This window comes from Kitasatospora humi (genome assembly GCF_020907985.1).
GTDB lineage: Bacteria > Actinomycetota > Actinomycetes > Streptomycetales > Streptomycetaceae > Kitasatospora > Kitasatospora humi.
In genome coordinates, this window is record NZ_JAJJPA010000045.1 from 39,218 (window position 1) to 55,995 (window position 16,778).

Below are 16,778 nucleotides of genomic sequence, written 5' to 3' on the forward strand. Positions count from 1 at the left end.
GGTCCGGGCCAGCGCCCTCCCCCGGCGCCGCAGGATCCGCTCTCGCCCCGGTCGGCGACCGCCGAGCACTACCGCGAACTGGAGATTCACGTGGCCGGCCGTATCGAGGACTACGCCCTTATCGGGGACATGCAGACCGCCGCCCTGGTCAGCAGAGATGGCGCCGTGGACTGGCTCTGCCTGCCCCGGTTCGACTCCCCCGCCGTCTTCGCCGGCCTGCTGGGCACCGATGAACACGGGTTCTGGCGGATCGGTCCCGCGGAGGCCGCCCCGGTCGCCCCGCCCGTGAACACCGCACCGGCGCCGCGCGCGCCGTTCACCGATTCGAGTGAGCTGCGGACGGTCCCGAGCAGCGCCGCCGCCCCGGCCGTGCCCGCCGACCGCCGCCGCTACCGGGGTGACTCGCTGATCCTGGAGCAGGAGTGGGACATGCCGAAGGGCAGTGTCCGGGTGATCGACTTCATGCCGCCGCGCCACCTCGCGGAGCAGGAGCCGGTGCCGCAGATGATCCGCGTGGTGGAGGGGGTCAGCGGCACGGTGCGGATGCGGTCCGCGCTGCGGATGCGGTTCAGCTACGGCAAGGTCGTCCCCTGGGTCCACCGGGTCGAGCAGCCCGGCGGCGGCCACCGCACGGTCGCCGTGGCCGGCCCGGACTCGGTCTGGCTGGACGGCGCGGCCGAGACCTACGGGCGCAACCTCACCACCTACGCCGACTTCACCATCGCCGCCGGCGAGCGGGTCACCTTCGCGCTCACCTGGCAGCACTCGCACCTGGCCCCGCCGGAGGCGCCCGACCCGGAGGCCTCGCTGGCGCTCACCGAGGAGTTCTGGTCGGACTGGGTCGCCCAGTGCACCTACCAGGGCCCCTACCGGGACGCCGTGGTCCGCTCGCTGATCACCTTGAAGGCGCTCACCTACGCGCCCACCGGCGGCATCGTGGCGGCCCCCACCACCTCGCTGCCCGAGGACATCGGCGGCGAGCGGAACTGGGACTACCGCTACACCTGGCTGCGGGACGCCGCGATCACCCTCTCCTCGCTGCTGCGCACCGGCTACCGCGAGGAGGCCCGGGCCTGGCGCGAGTGGCTGCTCCGCGCGGTCGCCGGCGACCCGGAGAACCTGCAGATCATGTACTCGATCACCGGCCAGCGCGAGCTCACCGAGACCCATCTGGACTGGCTGCCGGGCTACGAGAACTCGGCCCCGGTCCGGGTCGGCAACGGCGCCGCCGACCAGCTCCAACTGGACGTCTACGGCGAGGTCGTGGAGGCCCTCTACCTGGCCCAGATGACCGGCCTGTCCCGCAGCGACCACGCCCACCTGCTGCAGCTGCGGCTGATCGGCTACCTGGAGGAGCACTGGAAGGCCCCGGACGAGGGGATCTGGGAGGTCCGCGGGCCGCGCCGGCACTTCGTCCACTCCAAGGTGATGGCCTGGGTGGCGGTCGACCGCACCATCAAGCTGATCGAGCAGACCGAGACCGAGGGCCCGCTGGAGCGCTGGCGGGCGCTGCGCGACGAGATCCACGCGGACGTCTGCGAGAAGGGCTACGACCCGGAGCGCAACACCTTCACCCAGTACTACGGCGGCACCGAGCTGGATGCCGCGCTGCTGCTGATCCCGCAGGTCGGGTTCCTGCCGCCGGACGACAAGCGGGTGATCGGCACCATCGAGGCGATCCAGCGCGAACTGGCCACCCCGGACGGCTTCGTGCTGCGCTACCCCACGCACGACGAGACGGGTGAGAACGTCGACGGCCTGTCGGGTCACGAGGGCGCGTTCCTGGCCTGCTCGTTCTGGCTGGCCGACGACCTGGCGATGATCGGCCGGGTGGGCGAGGCCCGGGAGCTGTTCGACCGGCTGCTCTCGCTGCGCAACGACCTCGGTCTGCTCGCCGAGGAGTGGGACCCGGTGACCAAGCGCCAGGTGGGGAACTTCCCGCAGGCGTTCAGCCACGTGCCGCTGATCGACACCGCGCTGCGGCTGACCGCGGTCGGCGCCGTCTACCTGGCCCCGCAGACGCAGCCCGCCGGCCGGCCGGTGCGCCAGCCGGTCTGAGCGCCGGCCTGGTCCCGGCCCGCGACCGGGCCGGGACCGAGCCGGAACCGGGCCGGGACCGGGCCAGGATCGGACCGGGACTGTCAGCCGTGCTGCACCAGCTCGTCGTAGGTGCTGAGCACCTGCGCCACGGTGGCGGCCTCGTCGGGCCAGGTGGCGGCCTGCGCCGGCCCGGCGGCGGCGAGCGCCGTGCGGCGGTCGGGGTCGGCGAGCAGCTCCCGGACGGCGGTGCCGAGCGCGGCCGGATCGCCGGCGGGCACCAGCACCGCCGCGTCCCCCACCAGCTCGGGGATCCCGCCGACCGCGGTGGCCACCAGCGGCACCCCGGCGCGCAGCGCCTCCTGGGCGACCGCCGAGCGGGCCTCCCAGCGGCTGCTGATCACCACGGCGTCGGCCGCCGTCAGCAGCTCCGGCACGTCGGTGCGGTGGCCGAGCAGCCGCACCGGGAGCTGCTCGGCGGCGATCCGCTCGCGCAGTTCGGGGGCCTGCGGCCCGTCCCCGGCGAGCAGCACCAGCGGGGTCGGCCCGGCGCCGCCGAGCAGCTCCCGGGAGGCGTCGAGGAGCTGGCCGAACCCCTTGTGCGGCACCAGCCGGCCGATCGCCAGCACCAGTGGCCGGTCGGGCTCGTTCGGACCGAGCAGCATCGCGCGGGCCGCCGTGCGGTCCAGCGTGCCGGGGGCCAGCGGCGGCGCGGCGACCGGGCCGAGCCGGGCGTCCGTCGCGCCCAGCTCGCGGGCCCGGGCCACCAAGTCCGAGGAGGCGCCCAGCACCAGGTCGGCGGCCCGGGCCACCCGCCGCTCCATCAGCCGCTGCAGGCGCCGCTCCAAGCCGGTGGCGAGCAGCGCGTGATGGGACGTCACCACCAGCGGGGTCTCCGGGCGCAGCCCGGGCAGCCGGCCCGCGGTGCGCAGCGCGAGGTCGGAGAGCAGTCCGGCCCGCAGCCCGTGGGCGTGCACCAGGTCTGCGCTGGTGAAGGCGCGGCGCAGCTCGCCGATCGCGGTGGCGTCACTGCGCCAGTCAGAGGTCGCGGTGATCTCCACCGGCTGGAAGACCGCACCGGTGCGGGAGAAGGCGAACAGCGCGTCCGAGTCCGCGGGGGCGCACAGCGTGACCTTCACACCGTGCGCCACCAGCCCCTGGGCCAGTGACCGCACATGGGCGCCGATCCCGCCGCTGCCGGCGGACAGCACCAGCACCACATGCAGCTGGCCGCCGGAAGCGCCGGCCGCGCTGCCCCGGGCGGAGGAATGCTCCACGTCGTCTCGCTCCGACTCGTTAGGGAACTCGCCACCGCAGTGGCCCACTACTGGGGAGAACGATAAACGGTTGTTAACCCTCCCTGGGCGAACGCGCGGTGGCGAGCAGCTCCTCGGCATGCGCACGGCCCAGCTCGGAGTCCTCCAGGCCGGCCAGCATCCGGGAGAGTTCGCGTACCCGCTCTTCGTCGCTGAGGGTCTTGACGCCACTGCGGGTGACGGTGCCGTCGTTGGTCTTCTCCACCACCAGGTGCCGGTCGGCGAAGGCCGCCACCTGCGGCAGGTGGGTGACCACCACCACCTGGGCGGTACGGGCCAGCTTGGCCAGCCGGCGGCCGATCTCCACCGCGGCCTTGCCGCCGACCCCCTGGTCGACCTCGTCGAAGAGGTAGGTCGGCACCGGGTCGGCACCGGCGAAGACCACCTCGACGGCGAGCATCACCCGGGAGAGCTCACCGCCCGAGGCGCCCTTGGCGATCGGCCGGGCCGGCGCGCCCGGGTGCGGGGCCAGCAGCACCTCGACCTCGTCCACGCCGTGCGGGCCGTAGGCGACGGTCCGGCCGTCAAGCTCCAGACCGTCCGGGTCATCCAGTCGAGTGAGGTCGAAGGTCACCCGGGCGTGCGGCATGGCGAGCTCGGTCAGCTCGGCGGAGACCGCGTCCGCGAACCGGCCGGCCGCGGCCTGGCGGGCCGCCGACACCTCGGCGGCCAGGGCGGCCAGTTCGGCCCGCAGGCTGGTCCGCTCGGCCTGGAGCTCCTCGATCCGGTCGTCGTCGCCTTCGAGTTCGGCCAGCCGCAGCGCGCCCTGCTCGGCCCAGGCGACCACCTCGGCAGTGCCTCCCTCGGGTGAGCCGTACTTGCGGATCAGCTGGGCGAGCACCGCCCGGCGCTCCTCGACGGCCGCCAGCCGGGCCGGGTCGGCGTCCAGGTCGTCGGCGTAGAGCGCGAGGTCGCCGGCCACGTCGGCGAGCAGGTAGCCGACCTCGGCCAGCCGGTCGGCGAGGACGGCCAGCCGCTCGTCGTGCCCGCGCACCGCGTCCAGTGCGCGGCGGGCCTGGCCGAGCAGGGTGCCGGCGTCCAGCAGGTCGGGGTCGGCCGGGTCGCCGGCCAGCGCGGCGTGCGCCAGCACGGCGGCCGAGGAGAGCGCGTCGGCGTGGCCGAGCCGCTCGGCCTCGGCCGCCAGCTCGACCTCCTCACCGGCCACCGGTTCGGCGGCGGCGATCTCCTCCAGGCCGAACCGCAGCAGATCGGCCTCCTGGATCCGCTCCCGCGCCTGGGTGGTCAGCTCGGCCAGGGTCTCGGTGACCTCGCGCAACCGCCGGTAGCCGGTCCGGTAGCGGGCCAGCGGCTCGGCCAGCGCCTGGCCGGCGTAGCGGTCCAGGGCGCCGCGCTGGCGGGCCGGGCGGAGCAGCCGCTGCTGGTCGCTCTGGCCGTGCACCGCGATCAGCTCCTCGCCGAGCTCGGCCAGCAGGCCGACCGGCACCGAGCGGCCGCCGACGTGCGCCCGGGAGCGGCCCTCGGCGGAGACGGTACGGCTGATCAGCAGGGCGCCCTCGTCCAGCTCGGCGCCGGCGTCCAGCGCCCGGGCGGCGGCCGCGGAGTCGGCGGGCAGGTCGAGCCGGCCCTCCACCACGGCGCGGTCGGCACCGCCGCGGACCAGGGCCGGGTCGGCCCGGCCGCCGAGCAGCAGGCCCAGGCTGGTCACCACCATGGTCTTGCCCGCGCCGGTCTCGCCCGTCACGACGGTCAGGCCGGGGGCCAGTTCCACCACCGCGTCGTCGATGACGCCCAGATCCCGTATCCGCATCTCGTCCAACACGGAGACGACCTTACGAGACCCCGCCCCCGGCGCGCGACGAAGGACGACCTATGACCGTGAAGTTCATTCGTTCCGGGCGCTCGGCGTCACCACGGGTGCTCGAAGGTGTGAACACCGCGAGGAAGTACTGGGTCAGCGGACCGATCGCCAGCGCGTAGGCGAGCGTCCCCACCCCGGCGTCACCGCCCAGCAGCACCCCGGTGAGCAGCACCGTCAGCTCGACCCCGGTGCGCAGCAGGCGCAGCGAGCGCCCGGTGCGCCGGTGCAGGCCGGTCATCAGCCCGTCGCGCGGGCCCGGGCCGAACCGGGCGCCGATGTACATCCCGCCGGCCGCGCCGTTCAGCACGATGCCGCCGACCATCAGCGCGATCCGCGCCGGCAGGCCGTGCGGGGCGGGCAGCACCGCGTCGGTGGCGTCCATCGCCACCCCGAGGACCAGCACGTTGGCGACCGTGCCTATGCCCGGACGCTGGCGCAGCGGTATCCAGAGCAGCAGCACCACGACGCCGACCAGCAGGACCACGGTGCCGATGGACAGTCCCAGGTGGGCGGCCGCGCCCTGGTGGAAGACGCCCCACGGGGACTGGCCCAGCGAGGAACGGAACGCCATCGCCATGCTGACCCCGTAGAGCACCAACCCGGCCATCAGTTGGGACAGCCGCCGACCGAGGCCGACGGTGTCGCGGGGCAGCACGAGGATCGCCATCTCAACTCCTTGGATCTTGGCCCGGTGCGGGCCGCCCCGCCATCATGAGAAGTCCACCTGCCCTCTTGACAGAGCCAATCCGAGCGAAGTGGACTGCTTGTATGAGTGAATGGCACAGCACCGTCACCCCGGCAGCGCTCGCCCGCCTGCTGCGCACCACCCAGGCGCCGACCGGTCCGAGCCACCCGGTCTACCGGGCGCTGGCCCGCCAGGTGCAGCTGCTGCTCACCGACGGCCGGCTGCCGGTCGGCACCCGGCTGCCCGCCGAACGCGAACTCGCCGCCGCCCTCTCGGTCAGCCGCACCACCATCGCCGCCGCCTACGACGCGCTGCGCGAGGCCGGCTACCTGCACAGCCGCCGCGGTTCCGGCAGCTGGACGGCGCTGCCCGAAGGCAGCCGCCCGCCCGGGGACGCCCTCTTCCCGGTGCCGCCCGAGGGTGCCGGCCAGGTGATCGACCTCGGCGCCGCCACCCCGCCGGCCCCGCAACCACTCTTCACCGAAGCCACCGCCCGGGCCGTCGAGCAGTTGCCCGCCTACGCCCAGGGCCACGGCCACTACCCCACCGGCATCCCGGCGCTGCGCGAGGCGGTGGCCGACCGGTTCACCAGGCGCGGCCTGCCCACCACCCCCGACCAGATCCTGATCACCAGCGGTGCGATGAGCGCCCTGGTGCTACTCTTCGGCACCCTGCTGCGCCCCGGCGAACGGGTCGCGGTGGAGACCCCCAGCTACGCACACGTGCTGCAGGCGCTGCGCAACTGCGGCGCCCGGCTGGTCTCGGTGCCGCAGCGGCGCGACCATCCGCTCACCCTGCCCCGCTGGGACCTGACCGAGTGGCGCCAGGTGATGCGCGGCGCCGCCCCCCGGCTCGCCTACGTCATCCCCGACTTCCACAACCCGACCGGCACCCTGATCGACGAGCAGCAGCGCCGCGACCTGCTCGCCGCCGCCCGCTCCGCCGGCACGCTGGTGCTGGTCGACGAGACCATGGCCGAACTCGCTTGGCGGAAGCAGGCATCGGCGCTACCACGGCCGATGGCCGGGCTGGACAGGGCGGCCCAGGTGATCACCGTGGGCTCGGCCGGCAAGCTGGCCTGGGGCGGGCTGCGGGTCGGCTGGGTGCGGGCGGCTCCCGCGCTGATCCGCCAACTCGCCACCGAGCGGCTGCACCACGACCACGGCACCGCCGTGCTGGAGCAGCTGATCTGCGCCCACCTGATCGGCGAACGGCTGCCCGAGCTGCGCGAGCTGCGCCTCGGCCAGCTGCGGACCGGCGCCGAGGCGCTGCTGCCGGCGCTGCGCGAGCGGCTGCCGCACTGGCGGTTCGCCGAACCGGCCGGCGGGATCACGCTCTGGGTCGACACCGGCGGGCTGTCCGGCACCGCCATCGCCAGGGCCGGCGAGCGCACCGGGGTGCGGGTCGCGCCCGGTGCGCTGTTCGGGCTGGACGGCGCCTTCGAGGGCTTCGTCCGGCTACCGCTGACCGTGCCGCCGGCCGCCGCCGCGGAGACCGTCGAACGGCTCGCCGCCACCGCCGAACTGGCCGCCCAGCAGGACGGCCGCGGCTGGGCCGGCACCCTCGGCAGCGCCGCCGCCCTGGCGGTCTGACGCGGCCGGCGGTTCGGGGCGGCCGGTGGTTGGGGGCGGCCGGCGGTTCGAGGCGGTTCGAGACGGCCTCGTGGTTGGGGGGCGGCCGGGTGGTTGGGGGCGGCCCGGTGTTATGAGGCCGCCCCGGCGCCTTGAGGCTGCCTCGGGCGGTCTGCCGCGGCCTGCGGCGGCCCCGGCGGTCTGAGGCCGCCGTCAGCGGGTCAGTGACTGCCCGTGCGACCCCGCCAACCGGCCACCGGCAGCGCGAACTTGGCCACCAGCCGGTCGGTGAACGGCGCCCGGTGCAGCCGGGCCAACCGCACCGGCACCTGCCCGCGCCGCACCTCCACCCTGGCCCCGGCGGGCAGCTCGAAGGAGCGCCGCCCGTCGCACCAGAGCACGCCGTGCGGGGTCTTCGGCTGCACCTCGACCGCCAGCACCGACCGCGGCGAGGTGACCAGCGGGCGGGCGAACAGCGCGTGCGCGCTGATCGGCACCATCAGCAGCGCCTCCACCTCGGGCCAGACCACCGGGCCGCCGCCGGAGAAGGCGTAGGCGGTGGAGCCGGTGGGTGTGGACAGCACCACGCCGTCGCAGCCGAAATTGGAGACCGGGCGGCCGTCCACCTCGGTGACCACCTCCAGCATCCGCTCCCGGGACGCCTTCTCCACCGAGGCCTCGTTCAGCGCCCAATCCTGGTGCATCACATCACCATTGGTGCGCACCAGGACGTCCAGCGTCATCCGCTCCTCGACCTCGTAGGTGCGGTCCACCACCCGCTCGACCACCACGGCCAGGTCGTCGCGCTCCGCCTCGGCCAGGAAGCCCACCCGGCCCAGGTTGATGCCGAGCATCGGCAGGCCGGTGTCCCGGGCCAGCTCGGCACCGCGCAGCAGGGTGCCGTCCCCACCGGCCACCAGGATCAACTCGCAACCGTCCGCCGCACCGTGGCCGGCCGGCACCGTCTGCACCCCCTCGGGCAGATCGAGGTCGACCGCCTCGGCTTCCAGCAGCCTGATCTTCAGGCCCGCCTTCAGCAGGCCGTGGACCAGCTGCTCGACGCTGCGCAGGGCCGCCTCCCGGCCGGTGTGCGCGATCAGGAAGACCGTACGTTCCTCGCTCAACTGCCCTACCCTCTCCCTACGTCCACCCGAGCACGCCTGCCCTGCGGCAGCCTATCGACGGCCCTCCCGCTAGCGGGGCCCTTCGGCCACCGCCCGGTCGGCCTCGGCCGGATCGAGCTGCGCGGCATCACGGCGCATCCACAGGAAGTACTCGACATTACCCGAAGGACCGGGCAGCGGGCTGGCCGTTACCGCACGAACTCCCCAGCCCAACTCCCAGGCCTGACCGGCTACCTGACGGACCATCTCGGCGCGCAGCTGCGGGCTGCGGACCACGCCGCCGCTGCCCAGGCGCTCCTTGCCGATCTCGAACTGCGGCTTCACCATCAGCACCAGGTCGGCGTCCGGGGCCGCGCAGCTCGACAGCGCGGGCAGCACCAGGCCCAGCGAGATGAACGACAGGTCGCCGACCACCAGGTCGACCGGCTCCCCGCCGATCAGCTCCGGGGTCAGCTCGCGCACATTGGTGCGGTCCATCACGACCACCCGGTCGTCGCTCTGCAGCGACCACGCGAGCTGGCCGTAGCCCACGTCGACCGCCAGTACCTTGGCCGCGCCGGCGCGCAGCAGCACATCGGTGAAGCCGCCGGTGGAGGCTCCCGCGTCCAGCGCCCGGCGGCCCTCGACCACCAGGCCCTGCGGGATGAACGCCTGGAACGCGCCGGCCAGCTTGTGACCGCCCCGGGAGACGTAGTCCGGGTCGTTCTCGTCCTTGGCGACGACCACCGCGGCGGCGGTCTCCACCTGGGTGGCCGGCTTGGTCGCCACCGCGCCGCCCACCGTCACCCGGCCGGCGGCGATCAGCTCGCTGGCGTGCTCGCGCGAACGGGCCAGGTTGCGGCGGACCAGTTCGGCGTCGAGTCGGCGTCGTGCCACTGCCACGGGTGGTTCAGCTCCTAGCGTGTTCGTCCAGCGAAGTGAGGATCGTGTTGAGCCTCTGCTGGACATTTTCGTACACGGCGGGGTGCTCGACCGTCGGCACCCCGTCCAGCCGGGACAGGCCGGCCAGCTCGGCGTCCACCTCGTCGTGGCCGGTGGGGAGCAGCTCGACGCCGAGCGGCTCCGGCTCGGGGGTGCGGAACAGCGGCTCGGGAGGCTCGGGTGGCCCCACGGGCTCGGTGGGCTCGGTGGAGGCGGTGGGCTCGGTGGAGGCGGTGGGCTCGGTGGAGGCGGTGGGCTCTGCGGAGGCGGTGGAGGGCGGCACGTCAGACATCGGTCTCCCCCGTCTCCGGACGCTTCGGGGCAGCCTTCTTGGCCGCGGTCTTCCTGGCCGCGGTCTTCTTCGCGGTGGTCTTCTTGGCAGGGCTCTCCTTGGCCTCCGCCTTCTCGACCGTGGCCTGGTGCACCGTCTCGATGGCCTTCTTCGCCGCCGCCTTCTTGGCGGGACTCTTCTTGGCGGCCGTCTTCTTGGCGGTGACCGGCCGCCCGGCCGCGGTGGCCTTCTTGGTCGCGGTTGCCTTCGCGATGGCCCTCGCGGTGGTGGTCTTCTCGGCCGCGGTCCTCTTCGCCACCGTCCGCTTGGCCGGCGCCGTCCGCTCGAGCGTCTCGGGCGTCTCAGGCGTCCCGGCCGTCCCGACTGCCTCGGCGGTCTCGGTCGTCTCGGCCGCAGGCGTCACCGGGGCCCCCTGGGCGTGCAGCGGCTCCGGCTCCCGCTCGGCACCGCCGGCCTCCCGCTCCCGCTCCTGCTCCGGCGCCCAGTCGTCCGCGAACAGCCCGCCGGCCCGGCCTACGCCGCCCACCGGACCCCGCTCCGACGTCGAGGACGAGGGCGGGGCGGCCGACGGCTCACCGCCCTCCTCCAGGCTGCGCAGCTTGCCCTCCAGGTACTCCAGCACCACGCCGACCTTCACCACCTGGTCCCCGAGCCGGCTGACCCGCTCCACGGCCTTCTCGGCCTCCGTCCGGGCCAGGCCCACCGCCAGGTCGATGCCGCCCCGGGAGGCCGTGACCACCTCCTGGGCCAGCGTGGCCACCGTCCGCTCGGCGGCGACGACGTCGACGCCGGCCCGATCCAGCAGCTCGGTGGCCGTGCCCACCACCCGCTTGCCGGCCTCCTCCGCCAGACCGGCGGCCAACTCCATGTACTGCCGAAGCCCCTGCCGCATCTCCCGCTGCCTCCTCCGCACCGTCGTCGTTCCTGACGCTACCGCCTGATCCCGGTACCGCGCGGCAGCAATCGGCGGCCGACGCCGGGTACCGTGGCCGAACAGAGGCATTCAGGACCCGCAGGGAGAGCAAGACCATGGCCGACGTCGAGGAGTGCCGCGCGGCGCTGGAGCAGTTCGGCCACAACCTGGCCACCGCCGACGGCAAGGTGCGCAGCGCCGCGGCCGTGGACCGCTCGCTGAGCTGCCGGATCACCGACCTGGACCTGACCTTCACCGGCATCCTGCGGGACGGCCGGATCGAGGACATCGCCCAGACTCCCGGCAAGCCCGAGCGCCCGGCGGCGATCCGGCTCACCATGACCAGCGACGACCTGGTGGCCCTGGTCGACGGTGAGCTCAACTTCGCCAAGGCCTGGGCGTCCGGACGGGTCAAGCTGGAGGCCGGCCTGCGCGACCTGCTCCGGCTGCGCACCCTGCTCTGAGCCGATCGGGTTCCGCGCCACCGAGCCGACGGCTCCGGGCCGCCGGCCCGCTCAGACCCCGGATCCACCCAGGAGCGGGGATCCACCCGGGAGCGGGGATCCACCCAGGAGCGCGGATCCACCCAGGAGCGGGGCTCCACCCAGGAGCGGGGCTCCACCCAGGAGCGGGGATCCGCTCACCACCCCAGCTCGGCCAGCGCCTTGCGCCCGTCCACCGGCTCGCCGCCACCGTCCAGCGCCGCCCAGGCCGCCGCGCAGAGCGCCCGCAGGCCGTCGAACCGGTCACCCGCGCTGCTCGCCCCCTCCAGCCGCAGCTCACCGTCCAGCACGCGCGCCCGCACGCCCCGGCAGCCGAAGCCGCCGTCCGGCAGCGCGGTCACCTCGGGATGCGGCTCCAGCAGGCCGCGCAGGTCGGCGGCCAGGTAGGTGGGCCGCTGCCGCACCGGCGCGGTGAGCAGTTGGGCCGGGGTGGTCACCCCGGTGAAGACCAGCAGGCTGTCCACCCCGCCGTTGTGGGCACCCTCGATGTCGGTGTCCAACCGGTCGCCGACCACCAGCGGCCGCTTCGCCCCGGTGCGCAGCACCGTCTCCCGGTGCATCGGCGGCAGCGGCTTGCCCGCCACCTCCGGCTCCGCGCCGGTGGCGGTGCGGACGGCGGCCACCAGCGTGCCGTTGCCCGGCGCGATGCCGCGCGCGGTCGGGATCGACATGTCCAGGTTGGACGCCACCCAGGGCAGCCCGGCAGCCACCGCGTAGGAGGCCTCCGCCAGCCGCGCCCAGCCCACGGACGGGTCGAAGCCCTGCACCACCGCCGCCGGCCCGTCGGCCAGCGACTCGACGGCCACCAGGCCGCGCTCGGCCAGCGCCTCGACCAGCCCGGCACCGCCGATCACCAGCACCTTCGACCCGGCCGGCACCTTCTCGGCGACCAGCCGGGCGGCGGCCTGCGCCGAGTTGATCACGTCGGCGGGCTCGGCCGGCACCCCGAGCGAGGTCAGGTGCTCAGCCACCGCCCGCGGCGGCCGCGAGGCGTTGTTGGTCACGTAGGCGAGCCGCATGCCGCAGGACCGGGCCGCGTCCAGCGCCTCCACCGCATGGTCGATCGCGGCGGCTCCGGCGTAGACCACGCCGTCCAGGTCGAGCAGCGCGGTGTCGTACACCGCGGCCGGCGGCTGAGCGGTGTGACCGGGTATCCGGGCGGTCGTCATGCCTGATCATCCTCGTCGGTCGACTGGTCGGACTGGGGTGGTGCGGGTGGTGCGTAGCCGGGCGCGCCGGGCAGCAGCGGCCCGAAGGCACCGGCCCGGGCCGCGAGGGTCGCCCGGGAGTGCCGCAGCGCCTTGCGGTAGTGCTCGTCCTGCGGCCGCATCGCCACCGCCAGCGCCAGGTGCTCCACGGAGGTCTCGAAGTCGCCCAGTCGCGCGGCCGCGACGCCCCAGCCGAACTGAGCGTAGTCGTCCGAGGGATCGGCCTGCGCCACCACCCGGAAGTTCTCCGCCGCCTCGGCGTACCGGCCGCCGTCGAACTGGGCTCTGGCCAGCGTCTCCCGGATGCTCTTGGACTCGGGCTCGGCGGCCGCGGCCCGCGCCAGCACCTGCTCGGCCGCCGCCGGGTGGCCCTCGGCGAGCAACCGCTGGCCCCGGCGGAACCACTCGTAGACGTCCCCCAGCGGCCGCCCGTCGCCGGCCCCCGGCCCCCCGCCCGCCCCGCCGGCGGCCTGCCCCTGCCCACCACTCATGCTCGGCCTCGCTCCGATCGACGGATTCATCCCCAAGATCTGGGAACAACCTGGTTCCCGGATACCCTTCCCAGATTGACCGTCTCCACCGCACCGCGGAGGGGACGACTCAAGCACGGACATTCACCGGCGGCGCGGCGATCCCGCGCCGGCCGGACGAACTGAATCTCCGCCGGCATCCGCCGGAGACCCTCGGGAGAGAACTGATGAGTGCACCCAGTGCAGGGCACGAGGCCACGGCCTCCACCGGTGGCCCCGGCGACCCCGGGCATGTCGCCACCGCGGGGTTGTCGCTGTCACCGTTCCGTGGGCTGCGTTACGTCCGCGAGCGTGTCGGCGGCCTCTCGGCAGTCACCTCCCCGCCCTACGACGTGGTGGACCCGCACAGCAGGTTGAGCCTGGAGACCGCCGATCCACATAACGTAGTCAGGCTCATCCTGCCGCGCCCAGAACCGGACGACACCGGTGAGCGTCCCGACCGGGACACCCGCTACCGGCACGCCGCCCGGCTGCTCGACTCCTGGTTGCGCGACGGCGTGCTCGCCCCCGACCCCACGCCGGCGCTCTACGTCTACGAGCAGCGCACCGCCCCCGACAGCCCCAGCGGCGAGCTGCTGCAGCGAGGCCTGATCGGCGCGCTCGCGGTCAGCGGCAGCGAGACCGGCGTGGTGCTGCCGCACGAGGACGTGATGCCGCGCCCGGTCGCCGACCGGGTCGGCCTGATGCGCACCACCCGCGCCAACCTGGAGCCGCTGCTGCTCACCTACCGGGGCAAGGGTGGCGCGGCCGCGGTGATCGAGCGCGCAGTGGCGGGCGAGCCCCTGCTCACCACCACCACCTCGGACGGCACCCGGCACCGCCTCTGGGCCGTCACCGAGCCGGCCGAACTGGCCGAGGTCAGCCGCGACCTGGCCACCTGCCGGGCGCTGATCGCCGACGGGCACCACCGCTGGGAGATGTACCTGCGGCTGCAGCGCGAGCACCGGCACCTGCCGTTCAGCCCCTGGGACCGCGGCATGGTGCTGCTGGTGGACACCGCGCGCTACCCGCTGCGGGTGCGGGCCATCCACCGGGTGCTCTACCGGCTGCCGATCGAGGACGCGCTGGCCGCGCTCAAGTCGGAGCAGGACGGTTGGCGGCTGCTGCGGCTCGACGGCCCGCTCAGCGCCGCCCTGGACACCATGGCCCGGGCCAAGGAGGCCGGCCAGAACGCGTTCGTGCTGACCGGGGGCACCGGGGAGTACCACCTGCTCACCGGGCCGGACCAGGCCCTGCTGGACTCCTCGGTCCGCCGGGACCGGCCCGAGGAGTGGCGCCACCTGGATGCCACGGTGCTGCACGCCACGCTGCTGGAGCACGTCTGGCGGGTGCCGGACAGCGCCGAGGAGATCGGCTACCTGCACACCGCGGAGGCCGCCGAGCGCGAGGCCGCCCAGTCCGGCGGCACCGCGGTGCTGCTGCACCCGGTGGCGGAGCGGGTGGTCCGCCGGCTCGCCGAGCAGGGCGTCACCATGCCGCGCAAGTCCACCTCCTTCGGCCCCAAGCCGGCCACCGGGCTGGTGCTGCGCAGCCTCGAACTGGGCTGACGAAGACGGGGTGTGGCCCCCTCGACCGGGCATCCGGTCGAGGGGGCCACACCCGTCAGTGGCGGGTTGCGCGCTGCGGCAGGTCAGCCGCGGTCGCCCTCGTCACGACGGGCGGCGCGGTCGCGCTCGATCTGGTCGGCCTCCTCGGCGGAGGCCTCCTCCAGCTCCAGGTCGTCCTCGTCGTAGTACTCCTCGACGTCCTCGTCCTCCTCGAAGATGACCTTGTCCTGGCCCTCGTCGGTGCGGGTGTCCCGGGAGCCGCGGGCCGCCGCCGGACGCTCGGCCGGCACCTCGGCCTCCTCGGCCTCCGGGTCCAGCGCGTCCACGAACTCCAGACCGTCGATCTCGGCGAGCCGCTCGGAGGCGTTGGTGCTGCCCTCCGGGTCCGCCTCGGCGGCCTTGGCGAACCACTCGCGTGCCTCGTCGGCCCGACCGGCGGCGATCAGCGCATCCGCGTAGGCGTACCGCAGGCGGGCCGTCCACGGCTGGATGGCGCTGGAGGCCAGCTCCGGGCTCTGCAGGGTCACCACGGCGGCGTCGAACTGGCCCATGTCGGTGCGGGCACCGGCCGCGACCAGCCGCATCTCGACCTGGCCGGCCTTGTCCAGCTGCTTCACCTCGGGCTCACCGGCCATCGCCAGCGCCTTCTCCGGGCGGCCGAGACCGCGCTCGCAGTCGGCCATCACCGGCCAGAGGTCGGCACGCCCGGTCATCCGGCGGGCCGCACGGAACTCGGTCAGCGCCTCCAAGTAGCGCTGCGTCATGTACGAGGCGAACCCGGCCGCCTCCCGCACCGACGGCACGCGCGAGGCCAGGCGCAGCGCGACCCGGGAGTACTTGTAGGCCTCCTCCGGCTCGCTGTCGAGCAGACGCGCCACCATGACCAGGTTGCGGGCCACGTCGTCGGCCAGCGTCTTCGGCAGGCTCTTCAGCTCCTGGTGCACGTCGGCGTCCAGCTCGCTGCCGGTGACGTCCTCCGGGATCGGGAGCCGGTGCACCGGCTCCTGGTTGCCGCGCCGGTCCTCGTAGCCACCGCGCTCGCGGTCGCCGCCACGCCGGCCCTCGAACGAGCGGCCGCCGCGGTCACGGTCGCCGTACGGCCGGCCACCGCGCTCGCCACCGGGCCGACCCTCGCGGCGGAAGCCGCCGCGGTCGCCGCCGCGGTCGCCGCCGCGCTCGCGGTCGCGGTCGCCGTACGAGGGGCGCTCCTCACGGCGGTAGCCGCCACGGTCACCGGACGGACGGTCGTCACGGCGGAACCCGCCACGGTCACCGCCGCGCTCGCGGTCGCGGTCGCCGTACGAGGGGCGCTCCTCACGGCGGTAGCCGCCACGGTCACCCGACGGACGGTCGTCACGACGGAAACCACCGCGCTCGCCACCACGGTCGCGGTCGCCGTACGACGGACGCTCCTCACGGCGGAACCCGCCGCGGTCACCGCCGCGCTCGCGGTCGCGGTCACCGTACGAGGGACGCTCCTCACGGCGGAACCCGCCACGGTCACCCGACGGACGGTCGTCACGACGGAAACCACCGCGGTCCCCACCACGGTCGCGGTCGCCGTACGACGGACGCTCCTCACGGCGGTAGCCGCCACGGTCACCGGACGGACGGTCGTCCCGGCGGAACCCGCCACGGTCCCCACCACGGTCGCGGTCACCGTACGAGGGACGCTCCTCACGGCGGAACCCGCCACGGTCACCCGACGGGCGCTCCTCGCGACGGTAGCCGCCACGGTCACCCGACGGGCGGTCATCGCGGCGGAACCCGCCACGGTCCCCACCACGGTCGCGGTCGCCATACGACGGACGCTCCTCGCGACGGTAGCCGCCACGGTCACCGGACGGACGGTCATCGCGACGGTACCCGCCACGGTCCCCACCACGGTCGCGGTCACCGTAAGAGGGCCGGTCGTCGCGGCGGTAGCCGCCACGGTCACCACTGCGGTCACGGTCACGGTCACGGTCGTCGCGGCGCTGGCCACCGTCGCGGTCGTCCCGACGCGGGCCGCGGTCGTTCGACCAGCCGCCACGGGATCGCGGCTCGTAGCCTCGGCCTTCTCCGGATCGACGGTCGGGGCGGTCCTGGGGCGGGTTCATCGCGGTGACTCCTTCTACATCATCAGCTTCGCCGCGATTCGGTTCGCCGAAGCGCCGCACGCGGCTGGGTGCCGGCACAGGCCAAGCACCACTTTCATTGTCAAGCATCGGCTCCGGCCTCGCGCCTGGGAGTGGCGGGCGGAGCGTTTCAGCATCGGTGTTCGGAAAAGCAAAAAGGCCGTGACCCCAGCTCATCGCTGGGGCCACGGCCTA

At 74.5% G+C, this 16,778-nt stretch carries 14 protein-coding genes and 1 pseudogene; 5 read left to right on the plus strand and 10 right to left on the minus strand.

The annotated features are described in order from the left end of the window. Window positions 1–90: 90 nt before the first annotated feature. Window positions 91–2,058 (plus strand): glycoside hydrolase family 15 protein, encoded by a 1,968-nt coding sequence (locus tag LN042_RS29515; RefSeq protein ID WP_230054461.1) that lies wholly within the window; start codon window positions 91–93, stop codon window positions 2,056–2,058. An 83-nt stretch (window positions 2,059–2,141) separates the two neighbouring features. Here the strand turns inward: LN042_RS29515 and LN042_RS29520 are convergent, their stop codons facing one another. The 3 genes from LN042_RS29520 to yczE all read right to left on the minus strand — a co-directional run bounded on the left by LN042_RS29520 (window position 2,142) and on the right by yczE (window position 5,839). Then, window positions 2,142–3,314, minus strand: coding sequence for a glycosyltransferase family 4 protein (locus tag LN042_RS29520; protein ID WP_230054462.1), 1,173 nt, complete (start codon window positions 3,312–3,314; stop codon window positions 2,142–2,144). Window positions 3,315–3,387: 73 nt separating this feature from the next. Then, the gene (gene recN / locus LN042_RS29525; protein ID WP_230054477.1) at window positions 3,388–5,121 is read right to left on the minus strand and encodes a DNA repair protein RecN; all 1,734 of its coding nucleotides are present in this window, start codon (window positions 5,119–5,121) and stop codon (window positions 3,388–3,390) included. Between the two features lie 22 nt (window positions 5,122–5,143). Then, complete coding sequence (gene yczE / locus LN042_RS29530) at window positions 5,144–5,839, minus strand: membrane protein YczE (protein ID WP_230054463.1); 696 nt, start codon at window positions 5,837–5,839, stop codon at window positions 5,144–5,146. Between the two features lie 101 nt (window positions 5,840–5,940). Between yczE and yczR the strand changes: the two genes are divergently transcribed. Then, complete coding sequence (gene yczR, locus LN042_RS29535) at window positions 5,941–7,449, plus strand: MocR-like transcription factor YczR (protein ID WP_230054464.1); 1,509 nt, start codon at window positions 5,941–5,943, stop codon at window positions 7,447–7,449. Between the two features lie 200 nt (window positions 7,450–7,649). On the opposite strand, the gene LN042_RS29540 is transcribed toward yczR, so the two are convergent. The 4 genes from LN042_RS29540 to LN042_RS29555 form a co-directional block, all read right to left on the minus strand. Beyond that, window positions 7,650–8,552, minus strand: coding sequence for an NAD kinase (locus LN042_RS29540; protein WP_230054465.1), 903 nt, complete (start codon window positions 8,550–8,552; stop codon window positions 7,650–7,652). A 69-nt stretch (window positions 8,553–8,621) separates the two neighbouring features. Beyond that, window positions 8,622–9,428, minus strand: a complete 807-nt coding sequence (locus LN042_RS29545) for a TlyA family RNA methyltransferase (protein WP_230054478.1) — start codon at window positions 9,426–9,428, stop codon at window positions 8,622–8,624. 13 nt (window positions 9,429–9,441) lie between these two features. Beyond that, window positions 9,442–9,765, minus strand: coding sequence for a hypothetical protein (locus tag LN042_RS29550; protein ID WP_230054466.1), 324 nt, complete (start codon window positions 9,763–9,765; stop codon window positions 9,442–9,444). Beyond that, window positions 9,758–10,657: a hypothetical protein gene (locus LN042_RS29555; protein ID WP_230054467.1), complete on the minus strand. Its 900-nt coding sequence runs from the start codon at window positions 10,655–10,657 to the stop codon at window positions 9,758–9,760. The genes LN042_RS29550 and LN042_RS29555 overlap by 8 nt, the downstream gene beginning before the upstream one ends. 137 nt (window positions 10,658–10,794) lie before the next feature. On the opposite strand from LN042_RS29555, the gene LN042_RS29560 reads away from it, so the two are divergent. Then, entirely contained in the window at window positions 10,795–11,142 is a 348-nt protein-coding gene (locus LN042_RS29560) for an SCP2 sterol-binding domain-containing protein (RefSeq protein WP_230054468.1), read from the plus strand. 176 nt (window positions 11,143–11,318) lie between these two features. Here LN042_RS29560 and LN042_RS29565 read toward each other — a convergent pair whose 3' ends face one another. Both LN042_RS29565 and LN042_RS29570 read right to left on the minus strand, forming a co-directional pair. Then, window positions 11,319–12,350, minus strand: a complete 1,032-nt coding sequence (locus LN042_RS29565; RefSeq protein ID WP_230054469.1) for an HAD-IIA family hydrolase — start codon at window positions 12,348–12,350, stop codon at window positions 11,319–11,321. Next, the gene (locus LN042_RS29570; RefSeq protein WP_230054470.1) at window positions 12,347–12,880 is read right to left on the minus strand and encodes a tetratricopeptide repeat protein; all 534 of its coding nucleotides are present in this window, start codon (window positions 12,878–12,880) and stop codon (window positions 12,347–12,349) included. Before LN042_RS29570 ends, LN042_RS29565 begins: the two co-directional genes overlap by 4 nt. Window positions 12,881–13,086: 206 nt before the next feature. Here LN042_RS29570 and LN042_RS29575 point away from each other — a divergent pair, with 206 nt between their 5' ends. Further along, window positions 13,087–14,466 (plus strand): DUF1015 family protein, encoded by a 1,380-nt coding sequence (locus tag LN042_RS29575; protein ID WP_230054471.1) that lies wholly within the window; start codon window positions 13,087–13,089, stop codon window positions 14,464–14,466. Between the two features lie 83 nt (window positions 14,467–14,549). Here the strand turns inward: LN042_RS29575 and LN042_RS29580 are convergent, their stop codons facing one another. Further along, the gene (locus tag LN042_RS29580; RefSeq protein WP_230054479.1) at window positions 14,550–15,410 is read right to left on the minus strand and encodes a tetratricopeptide repeat protein; all 861 of its coding nucleotides are present in this window, start codon (window positions 15,408–15,410) and stop codon (window positions 14,550–14,552) included. 48 nt (window positions 15,411–15,458) lie between these two features. On the opposite strand from LN042_RS29580, the pseudogene LN042_RS38115 reads away from it, so the two are divergent. Beyond that, window positions 15,459–16,778: pseudogene (locus LN042_RS38115) on the plus strand (hypothetical protein); the annotation flags it as partial.